The following is a 21,884-nucleotide window of genomic DNA, read 5'->3' on the forward strand; positions in this document are numbered from 1 at the left end:
CTGCTGTTTATTGGTGAACCAATAGAGTGTTCACGATCTTCTTCGTCTTTTTATGATGTACACCACCGGCCTGAAAGTCATGGGCACCTTCTCTTTTTACCGCTTCGCGTGGCGCTCGCCCATGGGGATGACATCACAAAAGACGCAACGGCTCTTGGTGGAAAGGGCCACATCCTTGTGGTAGCAGCCAAAGAACCACTTTTCGTAGGTCAGCTTCAGCAGGACCTTATCAAGAAACAGGTGCAGGCGGTTGGATTCGCCCACCGCGAGGGAAGTAAAATCAAGGAATCTGCTTGGGGCATCGTGGGTCAGCACATAATCTACCTGCCAGCCGTTTGCTTCGAGATTGGCCTCACAGGCGGCGTATTCCTCATCGCTGGGCATCTCCTGCGGCCACCAGTTGTATCCGGCCTCCCGCTCTTCCTTGTCGGGGCTCTCGGTGCCGCCGAAGCAGAGGTATTTCTTTCCCTCCAGCTCCAGCACGCTGCCACGGCAGACATGGTACACATTGCCGCCCAAAGCCTGGACCCTGCCGCCAAACCGCTCCTCGACGGGGTACTGGGCCAGCAGGTCGTAATTCTCGTGGGCACCATCAAGGAAAAGCAGGGTATAGGGGCGCTTGCGCAGCCAGTCGAGCTTTTTCTGTTCCTCCTTGCTGCCATCCCACACAAAGCCGAAATCGCCCAGCACCACCACAATGTCCCGTTTACCCAGCCAGCGGAGCCTGCCGTGCTTGAAGCGGTCAAGCTCGCCGTGGGTGTCGCCTGTCAGATATACCATAGTCCCCTCCTGCCGCTTTGTGAAACCGTGGCAAAACCCTTGTCTCTGCGCGGCAAACCTGTTATTATTAAAGGAGCGAATCTTTGTTCGCCATTCTTTGTCATTTCCGGGCGCAGCGCCCGTATTTTATATATTATCGCTTTTTGAAGGAATTGTCCACATGAAACGTATTTTTGCACTGCTTTTATCCCTTGCCGTCCTGTTCAGCTGCCTTGCCGTGACGGCCGGAGCCATGTTTGACCCCAGCACGGTCTACGATGTCAAGGCCCAGAGCGCCTATATCGTGAACACCGACACCAACATCATCGTCTATGAAAAAGACAGCGAGAAGCAGGTGTCCGCCGGGGGCCTGACGAAATATATGACCATTGCGCTGGTGCTGACCAACTATGCCGACAGGCTGGACAACACATTCACGATGCCCTTTGCCATCTCGGACTATGTCCACAACACCGACAACGCCGATATGCGCTCGGGCGAGACCTTTACCTACCGGGAAGCCCTTTACGCCATGGTGATGCGCAACGCCAATGAGGCCGCCATGGGTCTGGCCTACGAGCTCTCGGGCGGCGATCTGGCGGGCTGGGTGAGCCAGATGAACACCCTCTCCCAGCGCATCGGCACCACCAACAGCACCTGGACAGATGCCTGCGGGCTGGACAGCGGCAACACCACCACCGCCGTGGACATGTACCTGATCCTGCGCTACCTGATGAGCTTTGATGCCTTCAAGGAGATCTCCGCCGCCCCCACCTTCACGATGCCGGCCAAGGAAAAGCATGCCAAGAGCTTTGTGCTGCTGAGCCAGAACGTGGCCCTGAACAAGACCAGCGGCGGCAGGTTCTACCGCAGCGCCATGCAGGGCGGCATGTGCGACGTGATGGCCTACAAGAACGACAGCGGCGATCAGAGCTATGTCTCGTGGGCCAACAAGGACGGGGCCACCTACATCTTCTGCATCATGCAAAGCCCCGACACCTGCGATGATTACGGCTATTCCAACCGCCGCCCGGCGCTGTGCGAGACCACCAAGCTCATCGACTGGGTGTTCGAGAGCTTTTCCATCCAGGCCGCGCTGGACACCGACCAGGCGCTGGCGGAGATCCCGGTCAAATACTCCTCCGATACCGACACCCTGCAGCTCTACCCCGCCGACAGCATGATGACCCTGCTGCCCTCCACGGGGGATGGCTCGGTGACGCAGAAATATTTCCACCTGCCCGATTACGCCACGGCCCCCATCCAGCAGGGCGACGTGGTGGGCACTGTGGAGCTCAAGCTGGCAGGCGAGACCATCGGCGTGGTGAACCTCATTGCCGGGCAGGATGTCCACCAGAACCCATTGCTTTTCACGGTCTCCAAGGTACAGGCCTTCTTCCACAGCCTGTATCTCAAGGTGGTCATCGTCCTCTCCTTGCTCACTCTGGCTGTCTACGGCCTGTGGGTGTTCATCAACCTGTGGAACGGGCGCAGACCGAACCGAAAGATCCATAGAAGATAACAGAAACAACCCTCTCCGTCATTACTTCGCAATGACGGAGAGGGTTGTTTTTAGTCAATCGTCGTTTTTGTTCTGCCGATGCCGAGCACTGCTGTCGTGATCTTTTTCCAGCTGTTGCAGCCACACACGCCGTCCACCGTCAGGCTGGTGCGGCGCTGGTAGCCTCTCAGGGCTTCCTCGGTGCGGGTGCCGAACAGGCCGTCGATGCGGCTGCCGGTCTGGTACCCCAGTGTGGAAAGCGCGTCCTGCAGGATCATCACATAGCAGCCCCGGCTCCCACGCCGCAGGGTGGGGTAGCCCGCTGTGGTGCCGCTGCAGGCCGGGGTACCGTAGCGGCGGTCAAAGTGCACCCAGGTGGGAGTCTGGCTCAGGGGCTCCACATAGCCCCATGCTCCGGTAGACCGGGCGGCCCTATAGATGGCCGTGCGCCGGCTCTGGGTCAGGCTCTGGCCCACATCAAAGGCCACGCCGGCGTAATGCTGGCTGCGGGTGCCGTGGCCGCCTTCCCAGATGCGCCGGAAGGCATACCCCACCGGGATGCCCTTGCCGTACTTGCGGCGGGTCAGGTTCCATGCCTCCATGGCGGCGATAGTCGTCCAGAGCACCGGGCTCCCCGATTTTCCCCGGAACTCCCGCAATGTCAGGGTGCGCTCGGTGCTGTAAGGCATCGGGTCGTTTTCGTTCAGGCTGTTGTAGGTGTACACCTTGTTCTCATAGGCATCGTAGATCAGCAGCCGTGCCATCCGTCATCCCTCCTCGCATTCGCAGCTCTGGGCACGGAGCGCAGCCCAGGTCTCCTCGTTCACCGTACCTGTTACCAGCAGGTCCGCCCGCTCCTGTGCTGCCCGGACACCTTCTGTTTCCTTCGGGCCGAAGCGGAAGTTCTCGGTCACATAGTCCTCGCCGCAGATCCGCATATAGCGTCCATTGAGCCACTGTTCGATCTGCCCCACATCCGGGCCAACGCTCCCCTCTTTCATGGCACGGCCCGGGTAAACATCGGCCTGCCCTGCATCCCGGTCAGGGTTGGGGGAAACGGCGGCCAGCTGCAGGCTCAGGGCCTCCACGGCCGTCCAGGTCTCTGCATCCGCGACTCCGGTCTCAGGCAGATCCAGCAGGGCCTGCGCACTGCGGGTAGAGGCCGCCGTCTCGTCGGTATACCGGTCAGACAGGGGCGGGCTTTCCACGCTGTCGAAATAGTAGGCAATGCGCTGCAAAAGGAGGTTGTAGTAGAGCACCGCGTCCCCTGTGGCCCCCACTGCCAGCGGTGTGCCCGGGTAAGGCAGGCGCTTCAGCGTGACCACCGGGCCGGACACCCGCAGGATGCTTGCCTTGCCGTAGAGCGAATTCCAGGTCGTGCGCCCTACTACGCCGTCCACTGTCAGCTTCGCAAAGCGCTGGTAGGCCCGCACGGCGTTCTCGGTTGCCGCACCAAAGCTTCCGTCGATGGAAACAGCGGGGATACTGCTCTCGTAGGCGCTCATCAGGTAGAGGTAGAACTGCAGCTCCCGCACTGCCGTTCCGGTGCTGCCCCGGCGCAGAACGCCCGGATACTCGCCGGGGCGCAGGCTGGCTGTGAGCAGCCGGTTGGCAATATCGTTGTAGACCTCATACAGCTTGTTCCAGGTCGTGCGGCCCACCACGCCGTCGCTGGTCAGGCCGAAGTAGCTCTGGAATCTCCGCACTGCCGCCGCCGTGCCTGCGCCGAATTTTCCATCTACAGTCAGGGTGTTCAGGTTGGGATACACCGTGCGGGCGATCTTGAGCCAGAACTGCACCAGCCGGACATTCTGCCCGCTGCTGCCCTGCCGCAGGGCCGTGCCCGGGTAAGCGTTGGGCCTGCCATTGTCGGACTGGATGCTGCGGAACTGATCGTAGAGTTCTGTCCAGGTGGCGCGGCCCACTACGCCGTCCACAGACAGGCCGTATCTTCGCTGGAAGGCCCGGACCGCACCGGCGGTGCCGCTGCCATACACGCCATCCACTGCCACGGAGGGGATGCTGCTCTCGTACTGAGCCAGAGTGTTCAACCAGAACTGCAGCTGCTCCACAGCGCTGCCGGAAGAGCCGACGCGCAGGATGGTGCCGCCCCAGGTGCCGTCCGAGAGGGTTCCGGCGGCCGTTTCGCCCTCGCTGGTCAGCTCTGCAAGGTCTTTCACCGAAACATAGATATAGCTGATCTTATACCAGGTCTGCCGCCCCACCACGCCGTCAGCGGTCAGGTTGAACTGCTTCTGGAATCTCTTCACGGTCTCGGTCATCCTGCTGCCAAAGACCCCGTCCACGGTCAGCAGGCCAAGGAAGGGGTAATCCTTGGTGATGCGGTTCAGCTGCCGCTGCAGGGTGAACACCGCCGTGCCCCGGTCTCCCCGCCGGAGGGGGGAACCCGGATAGCTTCTGGGGATGGACTGGATGTTGCTGGTGCGGACGATCTCGATATCGCTGCCGTAATAGTATTTGAGGATGCTCAGGGCATTGCGGCCCTGATTTGCCAGCGTGACCGTGCCCCACTGCTTGAGCCCCGGGCAGGTGACGGACTTTCCGTCACAGTATTCGGAGTAGTAGGGATTCACGGTGCCGGTCTTGCGGATGTAGGTGTTGAAGATGTCATCCGTCAGCTTTACCATCACATCGAACACAGTGCGGCCATGGACATAATACTGGTCGTAGCTGGTGGAGTTGGTGATATTGAAGGTGTAGCCCTTGCTGGGATACCACTCGGTGTAAATACGGTTGAGCGCCAGCGAGATCTGGCAGTGGATGTTCGCTTTCAACGCTTCAATGGGCCAAGTGGGGTAGACCTCGCTGGAAGCCACATTGGCGATATAATCCCGGAAGGACACCGTCACGTTCCGGGCCGAGGCGGCGGGCCTGCCCAGATGGACCGTGATATTTTTTGGCACGATGACCCGGTCCAGCACCCGGCTGCCGGTGCAGTGCTCGGTGGGGGCCGGGCCGCTGCCGCCGTTCCCCGCAAACAAAGCGTGGGTGGGGATGATCACGGGCGGGTTGGCGATGTCTTTTCCCTCCTCGGTGTCCGGGATCATCTCAGGCCGGGCCAGCGTGACCTGCCCGGCAAAGATCTGGATACCCTGGATGCGGACGGTGCGGTAGCCCGGCTTTCTGGCCGTCAGGCTGCACACGGCATAGGGCAGGGTCGTGGTGTTGTTCTCGTCCAGCGAGAGGGCGCAGGCCGGGGCACAGATGGCCACATCCTCGGCATTGCCCTCGGCATCGGTGATGCGGTGAGCCGTGAAGCCGCTGCCGGTGATCACAACAGTCACTCCCTCCACCGGAGCCGACTGCCGGGGCCGATAGGTCTGGATACGCAGGATGCCATTCATCATATAAAAAAACTCCTTTGCCGATAAGCTGATTCTCTTACAGCTTATTCCGCAAAGGAGCAGAGGGTGCATTTTTCAGTTGATGTAGCAGCGGTCCTGACCCACCAGCCAGTCCTCGCACAGGCGCTCGGCTTCTTCCACGCTGCGGCTCACACAGCGGAACAGCGCCCCGTTCAGCGAACAATAGGAGTAGCGGACTTTGGGCACACCGTTCGCATCCTTAAACTGTTCACAGCGTTCCTGCCCGGGCATCAGATAAAATGGTTCCATTTTCCACGCGCTCCCCTTATTTTTGTCATGTTATGGCATTTCACGGCACCGCCGCGCAACACCTTGCCTATTGTATCACCATCCGGCGGCAAAGGCTATTCGCCGATTGGACAAAAAGTACCGTGATTCTTCGGCCATGATTGCCATTGACAAGGTGTTTTTCACATTTTGCCGCGGGCGCAGCGGTCGGTCCCACCCTTACACGACCATGCACCACAGCGGGGTTGTGATGAGGGAGAGCACCGTAGAGACCGCAACGCACTTGCTGGCAAAGGCGGAATCCCCGCCGTACTTTTCCGCCAGAACGGCGGTCACACCGCCCATGGGCATGGCGGCCAATACCACGGAAACACCGGTCACAAGGCTGTCCGCGCCGCAGAGCCTGCAGCCCAGCAGCACCGCTGCCGGGATAAGCCCCAGCCGGATGAGGCAGTAGAGGAAGCAGTCCTTATCCCAGAGTCTGCCCATCCGGCTGCTGCCGATGATGGCACCGATCAGGATCATGGAAACACCCATGTTGCAATTGCTCAGGCTCTTGACGGTGCGGCCCAAAAAGCCGGGCAGCGGCAGCTGAGAGGCCATCAGCACCATGCCCACCACGACCGCCAGGATGCAGGGGTGGGTGAATGTTTTCCGCAGCACAGCCCTGCGGTCTGCCCGCATCTCCTCTTTGGAAGCGGGCTTTTCGTCCTGCAGAAAGTAGCTCACGCCCACCGACCACATTGCCACACGCTGGGGGATGAGGTAGATGGAGCTGAGCAGCAGGCCGCTGCTGCCCCAGATGCCGTCCACCAGTGCGCTGCCCAGAAACGCACCGTTGGAGCAGACCGTGCCATACTGGTAAACGCTCCGCCTTGCAAAGGGCAGCCAGTTGTAGCCCAGGGCACACAGCACCACACAGCCGATCTGCAGCGCCAGCGAGATCACAAGGATCGATGCGCTGCTCTTCAGCACATCCCAGCTGAACTCCACCAGAAACGACTGGATGATGTTCGCGGGCAGGATGACATTGATGAGCAGGTCGGTCAGGCACTTTCGTCCCTGTGCGTTGATGATGCCCTTGCGGGCCAGAAAAAAGCCAATGAGGGTCAGCAGCGCAAGCTGGCCCTGCAATGTCAGCAGACTTGAAATTTCAGCCATGATTCCTCCTGTGTTTTGCACCAAAAAAGACTTCTTTGTTCAAAGTATAAGAAATCCGGCCGGGAAAAGCAAGGATTCCGATCAATTTTCAGCCCAGCGGCAGGTACACCACCGCTTTGGCACCGTGGGGGGTGTTCTGCCCGAACACTGCCCTGCCGCCATGAGCGGCGGCGATCTGCTGCACTACATACAGGCCAAGGATATGGGGCGCATTTTCGGCAGGCTCCGCAGCGTTCAGTGCCGCCAGAACGGCAGAGGGATAGCCGATGCCGTCATCTGCCACGGTCAAGCAGAAGCGCTTCCCTGCCCGCCGGGTGTGCACGGTAATGTTCACCGGCTTTGGGTTATGCCGGACGCTGTTGTTCAGCAGGTTATCCAGCAGCCGTGCCAGCAGCGCCTCATCCACCGAAAGCACCGCCTGCTCTGCCGGGTCTTCCTGTTCCAGCGTGATCCCGCAGCGCTCTGCCAGCGGGCTTTCGCAGAACTGCGCCACCAGCTGCCGGAACAGCGGCCCTGCCCGGAGGTCTTTCCGGCGCAGGGGCTGGGCACCGTATTCCAGCTTACTGGTCAGGTTCAGGTCATCAATGAGGGTGCGCAGCTTTTCGCACTGGGTGCGGATGCCGGCCGCTTTCTGCCGGGAGCTGTCCGGCAAAAGTGCATCCTGTTCCAGCTGCTCCGCCCAGCCCAGGATCAGCGCCAGCGGGGTGCGCACGTCATGGCTGACCCCTGCGATCCACTGGGTGCGGGCGTTGTCCCGCCGGGAAAGCATCTCGTTTTTGGCTTGCAGCTGCGCCCCGGTCCGGTTCAGCTTTTCTGCCAATTCCCCGGCAAAACCGTCGGTAGGCAGCCGGACGGTCTGCCCCTGCGCCAGAGCATCCAGACCGTTTGCCACGGTCTCCAGCCGCTTTGCCCCCCGCCAGCTCAGCCAGAAGCAGAGCACCAGCCCCAGCAGCAGCATTCCCAGTGCTGCCGCCGGGAGCACCCGCACCATGCTCAGGGCAAAGTCCGGTGAGCTGTAAATGCTGTACTTCCACAGGCTCCCCTTTGGCAGCCCGATGACGAACAGTCCGTAGGGTTCTGTCCAGCAGAACACCGGGTAATCCGCCAGATACCAGCGGGCAAATTTGGCGATATCGCCGGGAGTGTAGGCATGGTTCAGTTCCTGCGGCAGGCCGTAGCTCCAGCGGATGTTTCCCACATCGTCCAGCACCATCGCCCACTCGTAGCCGTTCATCCACTCCTGCGGGGTGCGTTCTGCCCCAAAGGCAAGCCCTTCAGCGGTCTCCACCATAGAATCCGCGATCTCGCTGGAGGAATACTCCCGCTGCGGCAGGCGGCATCCCTCCTGCCAGCCCAGCCAGCCCAGCACCGCAACACCGGAAAACAGCAGCAGCAGAACAATGCCCACCGCCGCCAGCACATACCGCCGGATCAGGCGCACAAAGGTTTTCATGCTTCTTCCCCCTTTGTCAGCTTATAGCCGATGCCCCGCACCGTCCGCAGAAACTGCGGCGCACCGGGTTCGGCTTCCAGCTTCTCCCGCAGATGCCGGATATGTACCCCCAGACTGTTCTCGCAGCCATAATAATCTGCGCCCCAGACCGCCGCACAAAGGGCATCGTAGGTAACGATGTGTCCCCGGTTCTCTGCCAATTTCCGCAGCAGCGCCAGCTCGGTAGCGGTCAGCGTCAGTGTTTTGCCCTCTGGCAGGGTAACAATGGCATCATTCAGGTCTACGCACCGCTCCCCCAGCTGCAAAGGTGCCGGTTTTGTACGGGACAGCTCTGCCCGGTACGCCCGCTGCAAAATATGCTGCACCCGCAGCAGCAGTTCCTGCATCAGAAAAGGCTTGGTCAGGTAGTCGTCTGCGCCAAGACCCAGCCCGAACAGACGGTCGGCATCCGCATCCCGTGCAGAGAGAAACAGCGCCGGAACGTCCGCTTTTGCCCGCAGCGCCCGGAACAGCGAAAATCCATCCCCATCCGGCAGGTTGATATCCAAAATCATCAGCTCCGGCTGTTCTGCCCCAAAGCAGATGCGGGCAGCGGCGCAGCTTTGGGCGGTTCTGATATGGCCATATCCTGCGCCCCGCAGCTGCTCACACAGCAGTGCCAGCAGCTCGGCGTTGTCGTCCACAAGCAGGAGCTTTGCATCATAAATGGTATCCATAAGGGCAGTTCTCCTTTCCCGCCTTTACTATACCACACTTTTTGCGCCGCAGCGGAAAACGCCTGCAAATTTAAGGGGAATTTAAGCTGCGCTTCCGGTCAGTTTAAGGCAGCGGGTGTATTCTGGCATCGTTCCGAAATCCATGAATGCGAAAGGAGACCATTTATGAAACCTGTGATTGAGACCCATGCCCTTTGCAAAAGCTACCATGGCCGTCCGGTGGTGGATCATTTGAACCTGACTGTCCCGGAGGGCTGTGTCTACGGATTTTTAGGCCCCAACGGTGCGGGCAAATCCACCACCATGAAGATGCTGCTGGGGCTTGTACACCCCACCGGCGGCAGTGTGGAACTGCTGGGGCACACCCTGAACGAAGCAAACCGCATTGCCCTGCTGCGGCAGACCGGCAGTTTGATCGAATCCCCCTCCGGTTACCTGCACCTGACCGCCCGGGAAAACCTTTCCATCGTGGCTGACTTGAAAGACGTGGACCGGAAGGACATCCCCCGGGTGCTGGAGATCGTGCACCTGACCAAGGACGCTGACCGGAAGGTGGGGCAGTACTCCCTTGGCATGAAACAGCGGCTGGGCATTGCCATGGCGCTGCTGGGCAGCCCCAAACTGTTGATTTTAGATGAACCCACCAACGGTCTGGACCCGGCGGGCATTCAGGAAATGCGCAGCCTGATTGCTTCCATGCCCCAGACCACCGGAGCCACCGTGCTGATCTCCAGCCACCTGCTGGGCGAGATCGAGCAGATGGTGGATCAGGTGGGCATCCTGAACCACGGCAGGCTGTTGTTTGAGGGTTCTTTGCAGCAGCTGCAAAAACACAGCCGGGGCGGCATTCTGCTGCGGGTGCTGGACGTTTCCAACGCCGCAGCCGTCCTGCAGCGGCAGGGGGTAAAAGCCACTGCACCGGCAGACCAGCCGGATACCCTGCAGCTGCCCCCGCTGCCGGACGAAGCGCTGGCGGCGCTGGTCTGTACCCTTGCCGAAAGCGGCGTGGGTGTGGTTGGCCTGACGGCCCAGACAAAGAGCCTTGAGGACATCTTCCTCAGCCTGACCCAGACCAGCGGGGAGGTGGCGTAAGATGGCAGCTTTCCGTGCAGAACTGCAAAAAGCCCACCGTCGGCACGACCTTGCTCTCTGCTTGCTCCTCCCCGGCATTGTCGTGCTGTGGGTGGGCGGCCTTGCCCCGGCAGACCCGGAGGAGCTTGCCAACGGTTACAGCGCCCTGCTTTACAGCCTGCCCGTTATTGAGGCCATTCTGATGCCGGTGATGATGGCAGTGCTGGCCTCCCGGCTGTGGGATATGGAGATCAAAGGCAACACCACAAAGCTGCTCTACACCCTGCAGAGCCGCCGCAGCCTGTTTGCAGGCAAGGCGGTCTTTGGGGTGCTGGAAGTGCTGTTGGTCACGGTGCTGGAGCTGGCCTGTGTTCCGGTTCTGGGGCGTGTCCATGGTTATACCGAAGCCTTTCCCACTGGGCAGCTGGTCTATCTGTTCGTCTGCACGCTGACTGTGGACACAATGCTCTTCTTTGGCGAATTTCTGCTGATGCTGTGGGTAGGCAATCCCCTGCCGGCGCTCTGCGTGGGCATTGTCGGGGCGCTGGTGGGGCTGTTCTCTGCTTTTATGCCGCCGCTTGTCAGTTATTTTGTGCCCTTTGGGTACTACATCCCGCTGAGCGCCTACGAAGTGGCGAACTGGGACAAGGCCACCCACACCGTCACCTACGGCACCCGCCCCTTCAACTGGGGGCTGCTGGCCTTTACCCTTGCGCTGGGCGCTGTGCTGTTTGCCCTTGCGTGGCGCAAGGTACAGGACGAGGAGGTATAAAACCATGCTGAAACGCTGTATTCTTGCGGAGAACCGCAAACTCCACGCATCCCCCATCTGGGCAATGTTCTTTGTGCTGCCCATTCTTTCCGCCACCTACGGCACCTTCAATTATCTGCAAAATCTTGAGATCCTCACCGACGGCTGGTATAGCCTGTGGACCCAGCACACCCTGTTTTATTCCATGTTCTTCTTCCCTGCCATGGTCGCCACCTATGCCGCCTACCTGTGGCGGTTGGAACATCTGGGGCACAACTGGAACCTCATCATGGCAAGCCCCGTGCCGCCGCTGGACCTGTTTGCCGCAAAGTTTGCGGTGGTGATAAAGCTGGCGCTGCTGACCCACGGTTTTGTGTTTGCACTGTTCGTGTTCTGCGGCAAGGTATTTGCCCATCTGCCCGGGCTGCCGCCGGTCACCTTACCTCTGTTTTTACTGCGGGGACTGCTGGGTGCGTTGGCTGTCATTGCCGCACAGCTGGTGCTGGCCATGGTCATCCGCAGCTTTGCCGTGCCCATTTTTCTGGGGCTGCTGGGCGGCATTACCGGCATCTTTATCAGCTCCAAGGGCTTTGGGCTCCTGTGGCCCTATTCCCTGATGCAGCTCGGTATGAACTCCAACAAAAGCGCGGATGTTCTGACGGGCAGCTACAGGCTGTTTGCCTTCAGCTGCATCTTCTGGCTGGGGACAATGTTCCTTCTGGCATGGCTCCTGCTGAAAAAACGGGATGTCCAGGCATAGCACAAAGGGGAGAGCACCTTCACGGTTGCCCTCCCCTTTTTTCAGCTGTTCAGCTGCTGCATGATCTTCCTGACCTCGCTGCTGGAGTATCCCTCCTTGAGCAGCTGGGTGCGGATGGCCGTATCACTGCGGCCCTGACTGCGCATTCTCGCCGCGCTGTACGGCACGGTGCCGCCGCTGGAAACGCCGCTTTTGCCCACCTTCAGGCCGGTGTCACCCGTCAGGCTGCCGCGCTTCGCCGCTGCATCGGCGCTGGCTTTTTCGGCAGTCCGGCTGGCCTTTTCCTGCTTGGCTGCCCACTGGCTCTTGCTCAGGTCCAGCCGCTCTGCCGCAAGGGCATTGCTGACCTGCTGCTGGCGGAGTTTATCCTGATATTCCTGCTGCGCCTGCTCGTTTTTGTACTGCTGCTGTGCCAGCTCATCCTGCCGCAGCTGCTCCTGCATTTTCTGCTTCCACGCCGTGTCAGCCCGTTCGGCTTCATAGGCGCGGTTGCCCGCATAGATGTTGTACCCGGTGTTCAGCAGGCTGCCTGCCATGCTGCCCAGACCCGTGGTGCCGGTGATGGCCAGCTGGGCCGCGTCACCCAGAAGGCCCAGCACGGTCATCACATTGTTGAATCCCTGCTGGCGGCGGGCCGCCTCCTGCTGTTCCTGTGCTGCGTAGTAACCATACAGGCTGTCCAGCTGGCCCAGATAATCCTGATAGCGCCCGTAATCCTGGGTGTAAGCCGTGTTGTAGGCATTGCCCTTTTGTTCCAGCTGGGTGTAGTAATCCGCCAGCTCCCGCTCATACTTCTGCTGGGCATTCTGCTCCTGCCCGTTCAGCTGGTCGATCTGCTCCACCAAGGCATCGCCGCCGCTCTGGTAGGTATCCAGCGCCAGCCGGTACAGCGTGGGGATGGCCTCGCTCAGTGCACCGATCTGCTGCTGGTATGCCTGCCGGGCCGCACTGGCCGCGTAGCTGGAACCATATCCGCCGGTCAGGGCAGCGGCCTGCGCCGCCGCGTCGGCACTGGCGTTCTGGGCATTCTGGGTGTACAGCTGGGCGTACTGGCGGTACAGTGGGTCGGCACCATAGCTGTAACTGAATTCCTTCCGGTCCATCAGATCCTCCATCAGGCCGTCAATGCGGCCCTGATAGGCGCTCTCGTAATCGCCGGGGCGGTTGGCCTGCCACTGCTTCAGGTCGCTGGCCGCGTCCGTCACCTCCTGCGAGGGCCGGTACTCTGCCGAAGCCAGCGCGTTTTCCACATCCTGCCGGTTTTTCAGCCCGCCTGTGGTGTACTCCTGCTTCTTTTTCTCGCTCATGTCTCCTCCTTTCCCAAACTGCCGGAAAGCCTGCCCCGCAGCTCCTCCGAGAAATTCTCGGTGTCCAGATTGCAGAGCACATACTGCAATTGCTCCTGCATCTGGTACAGATAATTCCGCAGGGCCCGGGCATCCTCCGGATCCATATTCTCACTCAGCCTGGGCAGGCCGATCTTGCCCAGACCCGCAATGCTTGCCATGATTCATCCCTCCAGTTCCATCCAGTTTCCCTTTGCCCCGCTGAAGGTCTTGGCCAGACTCCGCAGGGTGATCTGCCCATAGCCCCACAGCCGCAGCCGGAGCGAGGCGCACCGCCGGGGCACAAGGTGCAGATCACAATTGCGGCGCGGGCCCTCCACTGTCAGGGCAGCGGCGTTCTCCCAGGGGCCGCCGTCATAGCTCACTTCCACAGTCACCCGGCTCCTGCAGGCGGCATCCAGCCGCAGTGTCAGCCGGGAGAGGTAACGCTCCTCGGGGCTGTCCAGCCCCAGATCTCCGGTGGTCAGGGCAAACTCCACGCCCTGTTCCGTCCCTTCGCTTCTCTGCCCTGCCGCTTCCCGGCTGGGATCAGCGGCCCAGAGCGCCCGGCCATCCCAGAGATAGAGCTGCCCGCCGGTGCTGGCCATCTCAAAGGAGCAGACATCCTCCTCGTGCCAGAGGCCCCGCTCGGTATCATAGACCAGCAGACGCACCTCGTTTTCCCGGCTGACATGCAGATAATACCGGCCATCCAGCGCGCCGCCCACGGCCTGCTTCACATTGGCAATCCGCCCGGCATCCAGCGCCGCCGACACCTTGGCCGGGATGCTGCCGTCCCACGCCATCACGCCGTCGGGCGAGAGATAGTACAGCGTCTCGTTCAGCACGCAGAGACTGCGGGCCGCGTTTCTGGCCACGCCCCGGCAGCGCAGGGAGCTGAGCTGGAAATCCGAGGGCTTGGAGCCGTAGAGCTTGTGCAGGGTGTTTTCCTTGAAGAACAGCGCATAGCCCATGCAGGTGGCCGCGCCGGTAAAGGGACCGTCGCTGCCCACGGTCACGGCATAGCTGTCTGCCGCGATGCCCCGGTAGGAGAACCAGTTGGTGGGGTCGCCCAGCTTGCAGGCGTAGATGACATTCTCGCTGCTGGAACAACCCCACACCCGGTTGTCGCACTCGGTCAGGTACTCAAGGTCGGGCACCCGGCGCTCTGCCTTCACACCCTCCGCCGGGAAATACTCTTCCCGCTGTGTGCCGTCCATGCTCACCCAGACAGCACTGCTGCCATTGTGGACAAGCCTGCCGTAAAAGTGTTCGCCGCCCGGGTGAGCCCGCAGGCGCAGGGTGGTTTCGGTCACACCGTACACGATGCGGTCGCCGTCCAGCCCGGCCCACTGGCCTGCCTGTTCAGCCCCCGTACCGGTCAGGGTCACGGTGTCCCACACCCGGAACTCCGCCCCGATGCCCTCAGCGGTCACAAGGCAGTAGTCCAGCGGGATCACCGTCCAGTTGCCCGAAGCCTCGCTGTACACCTCCAGCGTGTTCTCTGCGGAATAGGGCTTGTCCGGCTCGTTCAGCTTCAGAAACAGCTGGCCGTCCTGCGGGTGTTCCGGCTCCTTCGTGCCCTTGTCCTTCACCTCGTAGGTATTCCCCGAAGCATCACAGGGCGCAAAGCTCACGCTCAGGCTTCCCGCTTCCCAGGCAGCACCCAGCGGGGCCGCACTGCCGTCGGCCGTATCGAACGCCACCTTGTCCGGGAAGATCAGGATCTTTGTTCCGATGCCCACCATCGTCTTGCGGCTGTCTGCCACGGCATTTTTCACGGTGACCGGCTGGGCCGGGGCCTCGTCCGGGGTATAAACCAGGTCCTGCCCGCAGACGGTCAGCAGACCGTTCAGGTGATACATCCCGTTCAGCCCGGCCAGCTCCTGCAGCCTGCGGCGGGGCAGCCGGGTGCTCAGGGCCGGGAAATCCCGGGCCGAAAAATTCATTCTCCCGCTGTACTCAGCCTCGGTGCAGCCGTAGGTCTCGTTCAGGCCGCCAAAGGCCCGCAGCAGATCCCGGGTGTTCTTCACACCGGTCCGATTTGTCAGAAGCATCCACTTTCCTCCCTTTCACCACCACCACTGTGCACCGCGCTTCGGCTTTGCCCGCCGCCGCAGCCAGGCGCTCAGCTCGGCCAGAATGCTGTTATACCGGGCCTGCTCCCCGGCGTAACGTTCCGTCTCGCCCAGGGCAGCATCCAGCTTTGCGCAGAGGTAATGCGGGTAGAGCGCATCAAAGGGCACGGGCACCAGCAGCTCTACGGCATCGTCCAGACCGCCCTCCGCAGGCCAGGCAAGGTCTGCCCCCACTCCGGCCCGCAGCCCGCAGCCGGAGAACAGCAGGGCCCGCAGCATCCCGTCCTCCTCACAGAGCCAGCGCTGCCGGGTGCGGCTGTCCACCTTGCAGCCCGGCCGCAGTTCCTCGGCCCGTTCCAGAGCCTGTCCCACTGTCATGCGCTCACCCCTCGATCCTCTCGGCGGCGGCAATGCGGGCGGCGGTGCGCTCATCCTGCACCTGGCTGTGTTCCAGCACCTCTGCCACCTCGGGCGGCACTTCCACCTCCACGCCCCGGCGGATCTTATAGCTCACGCCGTTCACACTCACAAACAGGTCGCCTTTGTACCGGCTGTTGTCCTTGAACAGCCGGATTCTTACGTTTTTCTTGTCCATTTTTCATCCTTTCTGCCCTCTGTCGCAGGGGCACTGCCTTTTACGCCTCGCCTGGTTTCGTTCATCCAGCAGGGCTTGCCCGGTTTGCCAAGGGCTCCCCTACTAGGGAAGCTGGCGCGAAGCGCCTGAGAGGTTCAGTTGGCACTCGCATTCTCCGAATAGCTGGATACGCTCTCAATGCGCACCATGTACTGCTCCACCAGACGCTCGGCGGCGCGCATCCCCTTCCAGCCCACGGAAGCGCGCTGGTTCAGCGGGTCGTCGCCATAGCCCAGCTGCTTGACGATGTGTTCCAGGCCGCCGCCCTCCAGCTCGGTCACACCGTAGGCATGAGCACCCAGCACCAGCGTACCGAACACTGCCAGACCACTGGGGCAGGTGGTGTCCTTCCAGATCTTGGCCTCACTGGTCTCCACAAAGCGGATATTGCCCAGCTTGCCGATCTCGCCGCGGTACATGGTCTCAGGGTCGGCATACTTGTGCGCCTCAACGAACTCCTTGCAGGTCTTCAGGTCATAGGCGGCATAGGGGTGGATGATGGCAATGTAGCTGTCGCCGATGGGGTCCGCATTCATGGCACCCAGCTGCGCCGCCGCCCGGAAGAACAGCTTCGGGGTCAGGGTGCAGGTCTTGTCCAGCTCCTTGCGGCTCTTCACCTCCGTTTCGGTGCCGTCTGCATTCTGCTTGGGGGCATACAGCACATTGGTGCCGCCCGCCAGCACATCACGGGTGATGCTGTCCATGGTGCGGCCCGCCTGGCTTGCCAGCACACGGGTGGCCTGCACCACGTTGTTGTCGATGGCGGTCATCTGCAGCACGTCAGTCAGCGGGGTCCAGCCGCCATACTGGTGCAGGTCGCTGGTGATGGTGGTCACGTTCAGGGCCTGACCGTCCGGGGTCACGCCCTCGGTCAGCGGAGTGGAAGCCTTGGGCAGGCTGTCGTACTTGCGGAACTCGATGGTCTTGCCGCCGTTCTGGGGCACAGGATAGTAATCCGCAAACTGGTCATGCACCAGCCGGGGCTCTGCCTGGTCGATGAGGCGCTTCTCGTAGAAGGTCTTCATCTCCGGGGTCATGGTGGTGGTGGAGTTCAGGGGAGTTTCGGCAAACAGCTGAATGTTGAAGTTGTTCATAGTCATTATCCTTTCTTTCATTGATTTCAAGCTCCCCCTTCGGGGGAGCTCCGCAAGGCGCTGGCAAAGCCAGACCGAAGCGGTGAGAGGGTTTTTCCTCAAAAACTGATCTTTGCACCATGGAGTGCCTGACGTTCCAGCGCTTCCCGCTGGCTGCGGGTCATCCGGTTCACATCCGCACCGGTCACGGCGGCGCTGCCGGGGTGGGTGCCGTTTTCAGCAGGGCGCGCCCCGCGCTGGCGGATACGCTCCACCACGCCCTGCTCCACGGTGCGGGCAGTCTGGCGCATGGCATCCCCGTAGTGGGCCAGCCGGTAGGCATCCAGCATCCGCATCCCGGGCAGCTGCATCAGGCGGCGCATCTCGGGGTCTGCCAGCTCCTTTTGCAGGGAAAACTCCGGCACTGCCCGGCGCATCATGGCCTCCTCCGCAGCCCAGCGCCGGTGCAGGGCATCCACAGCCTGGCTTCCCGGGAAACGTTTTGGCAGCGCAGGGCGGGGCGGTTCCTGTTCCTGCCCTTCTTCTGCCTTGACCGGTTCGGTCTCTTTCACCTCCTTCTCCCCCTCCGGGGCGGTCGTCTCCTGCCTTGCGTCCGCTTTCTCACCGGGCTTCATGGTACCCGATGCCACAGCCTGCTGTTCCTGGGCCGCGCTCAGGGCAGGGGCAGCCGCTTCGCCGCCGTCAGCAAACAGCTGCAGGTCCATCATCTCCTGCTTGCCCCGGGCACTCCGGTCGGCAAAGCGTACATTGTCCGGGTAGCGCTCGGCCAGCAGGGCAAAGCCCGCCTTGGCCAGCTCAAAGGCCCCCTCGACCCATGCGGTACAGGGCCGGGCGGCAGTCACCGTCAGGCGGGGGCCATCGGGCTCGTCAAAAGCATCGCTGTGGGCGTTTTCCTCGCCCGCCAGCAGGCTGACCAGTGCCTGCATCAGGGTGCTGACACCGGCACACACGATATCCTGCCCTGCCGGGGCATAGCCTGCATGGCCCGCCGCCTCCAGACGCATGGCCGGGCCGTAAGGGCCGTCCAATTCCGTATAATTCACCTTGATCATTTCTGCCTCCTTCTCATGTAAAACCTCTCCGTCACCTGCGGTGACACCTCCCCTCATAGGGGAGACAAGCCAGCAGCAGCGTGAACCTGGCTCTCCTGTCAGGAGAGCTGGCGCAAAGCGCCGGAGAGGTTTTTCGCCAATGCTCGTGTGCTCAGATTTTCCTCCGCGCCGCTCAATTTCTCGTGGAACCGCGCGATCTGCATCTGGGCCGCCGTCAGCTTCTGTGCCAGCGTGCCGTTCTGCCGCACCCTCTGGCGCACTTTTTCGATGCCCTCAAAGTCCATCATCTCCAGTGCCGCCAGGGCCGCGTCGGCATTCTGGGGTGCAAAGAAACCCAGCTGGTAGCACTCCTTCGCCGTCTCATTCTGGGAAAGGCGGCTGAAGGTGGATTTCTTCTCAGCGCTCACCACGATATCAAACACCGGTTCCCGGCTTCCCAGCTCCACGCCGCCCATCAGCCCCATGGGGCGGGCACGCAGCGCTGCCCCGGAAAAGGGCACGAACTCCCTGCCTCCGGCAGGCCCGATGACGCGGAACACCCGCTCCTCATCGTAAAACTGCCGCATCAGGTCAATGATGAGGTAGCACTCCCTTGCAAAGGCCCGGTAGGCACTCTTGAGCATATCGCGGGAGAGCTTGCTGCCCGCCTCCTGCAAGGCCGCAATGGCACTTGCCGCCGTCACGCCGCCTGCGGTGCCGCCCTGGGTCATATCCCGGTTTCCGCTGATCTCCTTCAGCTCCTCAATGCGGCTGTTGCGGTAGCTCAGGCTGTTCCCCTGCAAACCGGCGGTCTGCAATGGGCGGAAACTCTCGTCTCCCAGCCGCCCGGCCACATGGACGATGTCCCGGCTGAGATCTGCCAGTTCCTCCTCGTTCACGCCCGCCGTGTCGCTGAGCACATACCGCTGCTTGGATGCCAGCAGGACATTTTCATCCATGGCATGGTTCATCCTGTCGATGGCGGTCTGGCATTCCTTCATCACATCGATATAGCCAAAGCCCGCCGGGCTGTCCTCTTCCATAAACAGCGGGTCGAACACGAAGGGATATTTTCCGTGGTCGTAGAAGCCCCGCCCGGCAAGGGCCGGGTCGTTCTCGCTGGCGTAGAGCACCACGCCGTTGCAGAACTTGCAGTAGTGGAGCAGGGTGCGTCCGGCCTCGTCCGGCTTTTTGTAGTACCAGTCCACCACCACGCTTTTTTCGGTGGTATCCAGCCCGCCGTCGTGGAGAAAACGGGGTACATCCAGCACACTGGCGCTGTGGCCCTTCAGCTGGGGCCAGCGGCTTTCCAGCTGTTTGCTGTTCTCCATGCTCAGGGAGAAAAAGTGGGGCGAGGCCTGGATATCCGCCACGCCCGGCTCCCAGTAGAGCATGAGCAGGTTCATGGGCCGGATGGCGATTTCTCCCACGCCGCCCCGGGCCTCCGGGTCCCAGAACACGCCCTTGACCCCGGTGCCCTGCTTGAGCTTGCGCCACCAGGTGTCGCTGTACACCTGCTCATAGTCTGCCTGCTCCAGCACCACCGGCAGGATGCTGGAAAGCACCTGTGCGGTCTGCGCATCGTCTGCCGCCCGGGGCAGAACGTTGGGGGCCGGGTAATTGTCCATGGCATCGGCGTGCTTGTTGGCAATGCTGTTGAACAGCCACCCACTGGCAGGCTGGGGCTTGCCCTCCATCATGGGGTTCTGGTAGTTCTTCCAGTGTCCCATCCGGAACCACAGCTCGTTGTCCACAATGCGTTTGTCCAGCGCGGCTTTTCCAGCCTTGTATTTCTGTAAAATGGCAGTGGCTTCGGCCACCTCTTCTGCCCCGATGGGGGGCTTTTCATCGATCATTGCTTACTCCTTTCTTGTTAGCTTCCTCACCCTCTCAGTCTCGCTCCGCTCGCCCACAGCCGGGTTGCGGCTCCCAGCGTCTGCTTCACTCTGTTCGCATCCTTGCTGGCCGCTGCCCCAACAACTCCTCCCTCAATCCGCCGCTGGCGGCGGTCGTCGTCGTTGCTCCCAAAGTGGGAGCTTCTGACGAAACTGCAAACTTTACAATAACTGCCAAGGCCTCGCCCTTCGGGAGAGGTGGCAGCGCGCCAGCGCTGACGGAGAGGGTGAGCCGCCTATACCCTGTAAAATCTCGCCCTCCGGTGCAGCTCCAGCGGGTCATCCCCCACCGGAGGCTGCACGGTCTGCCGGGGCGGGGAGATGGGATTTTCCATCAGCACATACCGGCACTCGTCGTAAATGTGATCCTCCTGCCGGGTGTCGATGTCCTCCACATTGCTCTCGTCATAGACCAGGTTCGGGAGGGTGCGGATGAAGTGCCTGCAGGTGCTGAACACCTGAAACATGGGCCGCCCCTCCCCATCGAACGCCAGCCGGTAGTGGAACTGCATCTTCCCCGCCAGGCGGGTGTGGTCACCGGGGACCCAGTGGAGAAAATGGGGGCCCCGCTCCATCATGGCGGCAATGCTCTCGCCCCGGCTCTCATCAAAGATAGCGGGGTCAGCCACCCCCAGAATGGTGCGGCCCTTGAGCATCGGGTCGTTCTGCTCTGCCTCCCGGATCCGCCTTGCCTGTTCCACCGGATCAATGCGCAGGCCCTCGTTGGGGCGGCCCGTACAGCCGTACAGCTCCTTGATGCGGTAAAGCCTGCCCTCCTCATCCGCCGCGTACCACCCCACTGAGAACGGCTTCGAGAAACCGAAATCGTACCCCCGGTAGATCTTCCAGTGTCTGGGGATGGCAAAGGGCGCAATGACATGGGTCCAGCGCTGGTCCTGATAATGCCCCGGGTCGTTCCGCCACTCGGTGAACACCTGCCCCGAAAAGCTGTCCCAGCTGCCATAGAGCAGGGCCTGCTTTTCCGCTTCGGGCAGGCTTGCCAGACTGGCAAGGTAGTCCGGGTCATTTTCCAGCAGGGCGGGGTTGTCGAACACGCTGGACGGGATAAACACCCTTGCCCGCTCCAGCACCTTCTCGGTTCCGTCCGGCATCCGCACCGGGAACTGTTCCACAATGGGGGTGCCGGGCGGGGCAGGCGTGATGAACCGGGCTTTCACCCAGCCGTGCCCCACACCGCCGGGATTGGTGGTGGCCCGCAGGTAGACCCGGGTGCCCGGGCCGGTAGGGCGGTTGCGGCTCATCATATAGCTGTACTCTTCCCACTCGAAATGGGTCAGCTCATCGAACCCGATGAAGTCGAAGGCCTTGCCCTGATAATTTGTGCGGTCCTTGGTGTACTGCATGGAACCAAAGTAGATCTTTGCCCCGCTGGGGAACACCCACACATGGCTGGTGGCGTTGTACTGCGCCGTAGGAAAAGCCCGCTTGTAGTAAGCCATGCTCTTGTCCACCAGATCACTGAGCTGGGGGTAGGTCTTGCGCAGGATGAGCCCCCGATAGTGGGGGATGTGCACCTGCCGCAGGGCCTCGATCACCAGCGCGTCACTCTTGCCGCCGCCTGCCGCGCCCCCGTACAGGGCTTCTGGTTCCGGGCGGCGCATGAACTCCGCCTGCCGGGGCTGGGGCCGCCATACGATCTCTGCATTCATACGTCCTCCACGGCTGGCAGAAGCACCACACCGCACGCCCGGGCCTCGGCATCCGCACCCTGATCGTTCAGGGTCTTGGCCACCGCGGCCAGATCCTTCAGCACCGCCGTGGCCTCCTTGAGTCCCTTCATCAGGGCGGGGTCGGAGCCATCGGCACGCTGGACCTTCTGCCGGGCGTTCAGTTCCTTGACCTCCTGCGCCAGCATGGTGCTCAGGGTGTCGGTGGCCTTGTGCAGGCTGGCAAGGCTCTTGTCCCTGCCCGGCTGTTTTGCTTGCGCCATCCTGTGTTCTCACATCCTTTCTGTTTGGCTTGGCACAAGGATACCAGCTTTTCGTCCCCTGCAACAGCGCGCACTTTCTCAGGGCCGTTT

The 21,884-nt window shown here is 61.6% G+C and carries 21 protein-coding genes; 4 read left to right on the plus strand and 17 right to left on the minus strand.

Annotation, left to right across the window (positions count from 1 at the left end):
* Positions 1 to 96 precede the first annotated feature (96 nt).
* On the minus strand, positions 97 to 780 hold the full coding sequence (locus tag MTP40_RS10495) for a metallophosphoesterase (RefSeq protein ID WP_005931215.1): 684 nt from the start codon (positions 778 to 780) through the stop codon (positions 97 to 99).
* Between the two features lie 160 nt (positions 781 to 940).
* Here MTP40_RS10495 and MTP40_RS10500 point away from each other — a divergent pair, with 160 nt between their 5' ends.
* On the plus strand, positions 941 to 2,281 hold the full coding sequence (locus MTP40_RS10500) for a D-alanyl-D-alanine carboxypeptidase family protein (RefSeq protein ID WP_156070075.1): 1,341 nt from the start codon (positions 941 to 943) through the stop codon (positions 2,279 to 2,281).
* 50 nt (positions 2,282 to 2,331) lie between these two features.
* On the opposite strand, the gene MTP40_RS10505 is transcribed toward MTP40_RS10500, so the two are convergent.
* The 6 genes from MTP40_RS10505 to MTP40_RS10530 all read right to left on the minus strand — a co-directional run bounded on the left by MTP40_RS10505 (position 2,332) and on the right by MTP40_RS10530 (position 9,204).
* Complete coding sequence (locus MTP40_RS10505) at positions 2,332 to 3,024, minus strand: peptidoglycan-binding domain-containing protein (protein WP_117504622.1); 693 nt, start codon at positions 3,022 to 3,024, stop codon at positions 2,332 to 2,334.
* Between the two features lie 3 nt (positions 3,025 to 3,027).
* Positions 3,028 to 5,628 (minus strand): peptidoglycan-binding protein, encoded by a 2,601-nt coding sequence (locus tag MTP40_RS10510; RefSeq protein WP_215666065.1) that lies wholly within the window; start codon positions 5,626 to 5,628, stop codon positions 3,028 to 3,030.
* 72 nt (positions 5,629 to 5,700) lie between these two features.
* Complete coding sequence (locus MTP40_RS10515) at positions 5,701 to 5,895, minus strand: DUF3873 family protein (RefSeq protein ID WP_005931230.1); 195 nt, start codon at positions 5,893 to 5,895, stop codon at positions 5,701 to 5,703.
* Between the two features lie 198 nt (positions 5,896 to 6,093).
* On the minus strand, positions 6,094 to 7,035 hold the full coding sequence (locus tag MTP40_RS10520; RefSeq protein WP_249259344.1) for an AEC family transporter: 942 nt from the start codon (positions 7,033 to 7,035) through the stop codon (positions 6,094 to 6,096).
* An 88-nt stretch (positions 7,036 to 7,123) separates the two neighbouring features.
* Entirely contained in the window at positions 7,124 to 8,488 is a 1,365-nt protein-coding gene (locus MTP40_RS10525) for a sensor histidine kinase (RefSeq protein ID WP_249259345.1), read from the minus strand.
* Positions 8,485 to 9,204: a response regulator transcription factor gene (locus MTP40_RS10530; RefSeq protein ID WP_249259346.1), complete on the minus strand. Its 720-nt coding sequence runs from the start codon at positions 9,202 to 9,204 to the stop codon at positions 8,485 to 8,487. Before MTP40_RS10530 ends, MTP40_RS10525 begins: the two co-directional genes overlap by 4 nt.
* A gap of 165 nt (positions 9,205 to 9,369) precedes the next feature.
* Between MTP40_RS10530 and MTP40_RS10535 the strand changes: the two genes are divergently transcribed.
* The 3 genes from MTP40_RS10535 to MTP40_RS10545 are packed head-to-tail and all read left to right on the plus strand — an operon-like array spanning position 9,370 to position 11,786.
* Positions 9,370 to 10,296, plus strand: a complete 927-nt coding sequence (locus MTP40_RS10535) for an ABC transporter ATP-binding protein (protein ID WP_249259347.1) — start codon at positions 9,370 to 9,372, stop codon at positions 10,294 to 10,296.
* Position 10,297: 1 nt separating this feature from the next.
* Positions 10,298 to 11,047 carry an ABC transporter permease gene (locus MTP40_RS10540; RefSeq protein WP_249259348.1) on the plus strand — a complete coding sequence of 250 codons (750 nt, stop codon included), beginning with the start codon at positions 10,298 to 10,300 and terminating at the stop codon, positions 11,045 to 11,047.
* Between the two features lie 4 nt (positions 11,048 to 11,051).
* Entirely contained in the window at positions 11,052 to 11,786 is a 735-nt protein-coding gene (locus MTP40_RS10545) for an ABC transporter permease (RefSeq protein ID WP_249259349.1), read from the plus strand.
* 41 nt (positions 11,787 to 11,827) lie between these two features.
* On the opposite strand, the gene MTP40_RS10550 is transcribed toward MTP40_RS10545, so the two are convergent.
* The 10 genes from MTP40_RS10550 to MTP40_RS10595 all read right to left on the minus strand — a co-directional run bounded on the left by MTP40_RS10550 (position 11,828) and on the right by MTP40_RS10595 (position 21,794).
* Positions 11,828 to 13,093, minus strand: coding sequence for a cell envelope biogenesis protein TolA (locus MTP40_RS10550; RefSeq protein ID WP_249259350.1), 1,266 nt, complete (start codon positions 13,091 to 13,093; stop codon positions 11,828 to 11,830).
* A complete protein-coding gene (locus MTP40_RS10555; protein WP_005931258.1) occupies positions 13,090 to 13,293 on the minus strand; it encodes a hypothetical protein in 204 nt (67 codons plus the stop codon). The genes MTP40_RS10550 and MTP40_RS10555 overlap by 4 nt, the downstream gene beginning before the upstream one ends.
* A 3-nt stretch (positions 13,294 to 13,296) precedes the next feature.
* Positions 13,297 to 15,168, minus strand: a complete 1,872-nt coding sequence (locus MTP40_RS10560; protein ID WP_249259351.1) for a hypothetical protein — start codon at positions 15,166 to 15,168, stop codon at positions 13,297 to 13,299.
* Positions 15,169 to 15,183: 15 nt separating this feature from the next.
* Complete coding sequence (locus tag MTP40_RS10565; RefSeq protein ID WP_249259352.1) at positions 15,184 to 15,567, minus strand: hypothetical protein; 384 nt, start codon at positions 15,565 to 15,567, stop codon at positions 15,184 to 15,186.
* 4 nt (positions 15,568 to 15,571) lie between these two features.
* A complete protein-coding gene (locus MTP40_RS10570) occupies positions 15,572 to 15,784 on the minus strand; it encodes a hypothetical protein (protein WP_005931267.1) in 213 nt (70 codons plus the stop codon).
* Positions 15,785 to 15,918: 134 nt separating this feature from the next.
* Entirely contained in the window at positions 15,919 to 16,917 is a 999-nt protein-coding gene (locus MTP40_RS10575) for a N4-gp56 family major capsid protein (RefSeq protein WP_097770406.1), read from the minus strand.
* A gap of 98 nt (positions 16,918 to 17,015) precedes the next feature.
* The gene (locus MTP40_RS10580) at positions 17,016 to 17,969 is read right to left on the minus strand and encodes a ribosomal-processing cysteine protease Prp (protein WP_207683930.1); all 954 of its coding nucleotides are present in this window, start codon (positions 17,967 to 17,969) and stop codon (positions 17,016 to 17,018) included.
* A 98-nt stretch (positions 17,970 to 18,067) separates the two neighbouring features.
* The gene (locus tag MTP40_RS10585) at positions 18,068 to 19,804 is read right to left on the minus strand and encodes a portal protein (RefSeq protein ID WP_207683931.1); all 1,737 of its coding nucleotides are present in this window, start codon (positions 19,802 to 19,804) and stop codon (positions 18,068 to 18,070) included.
* A 275-nt stretch (positions 19,805 to 20,079) separates the two neighbouring features.
* Entirely contained in the window at positions 20,080 to 21,513 is a 1,434-nt protein-coding gene (locus MTP40_RS10590; protein ID WP_156058448.1) for a phage terminase large subunit, read from the minus strand.
* Entirely contained in the window at positions 21,510 to 21,794 is a 285-nt protein-coding gene (locus MTP40_RS10595; RefSeq protein ID WP_207683932.1) for a chemotaxis protein, read from the minus strand. The genes MTP40_RS10590 and MTP40_RS10595 overlap by 4 nt, the downstream gene beginning before the upstream one ends.
* Positions 21,795 to 21,884 lie beyond the last annotated feature (90 nt).

It is taken from the genome of Faecalibacterium sp. IP-3-29, from assembly GCF_023347335.1.
Lineage (GTDB): Bacteria > Bacillota > Clostridia > Oscillospirales > Ruminococcaceae > Faecalibacterium > Faecalibacterium duncaniae.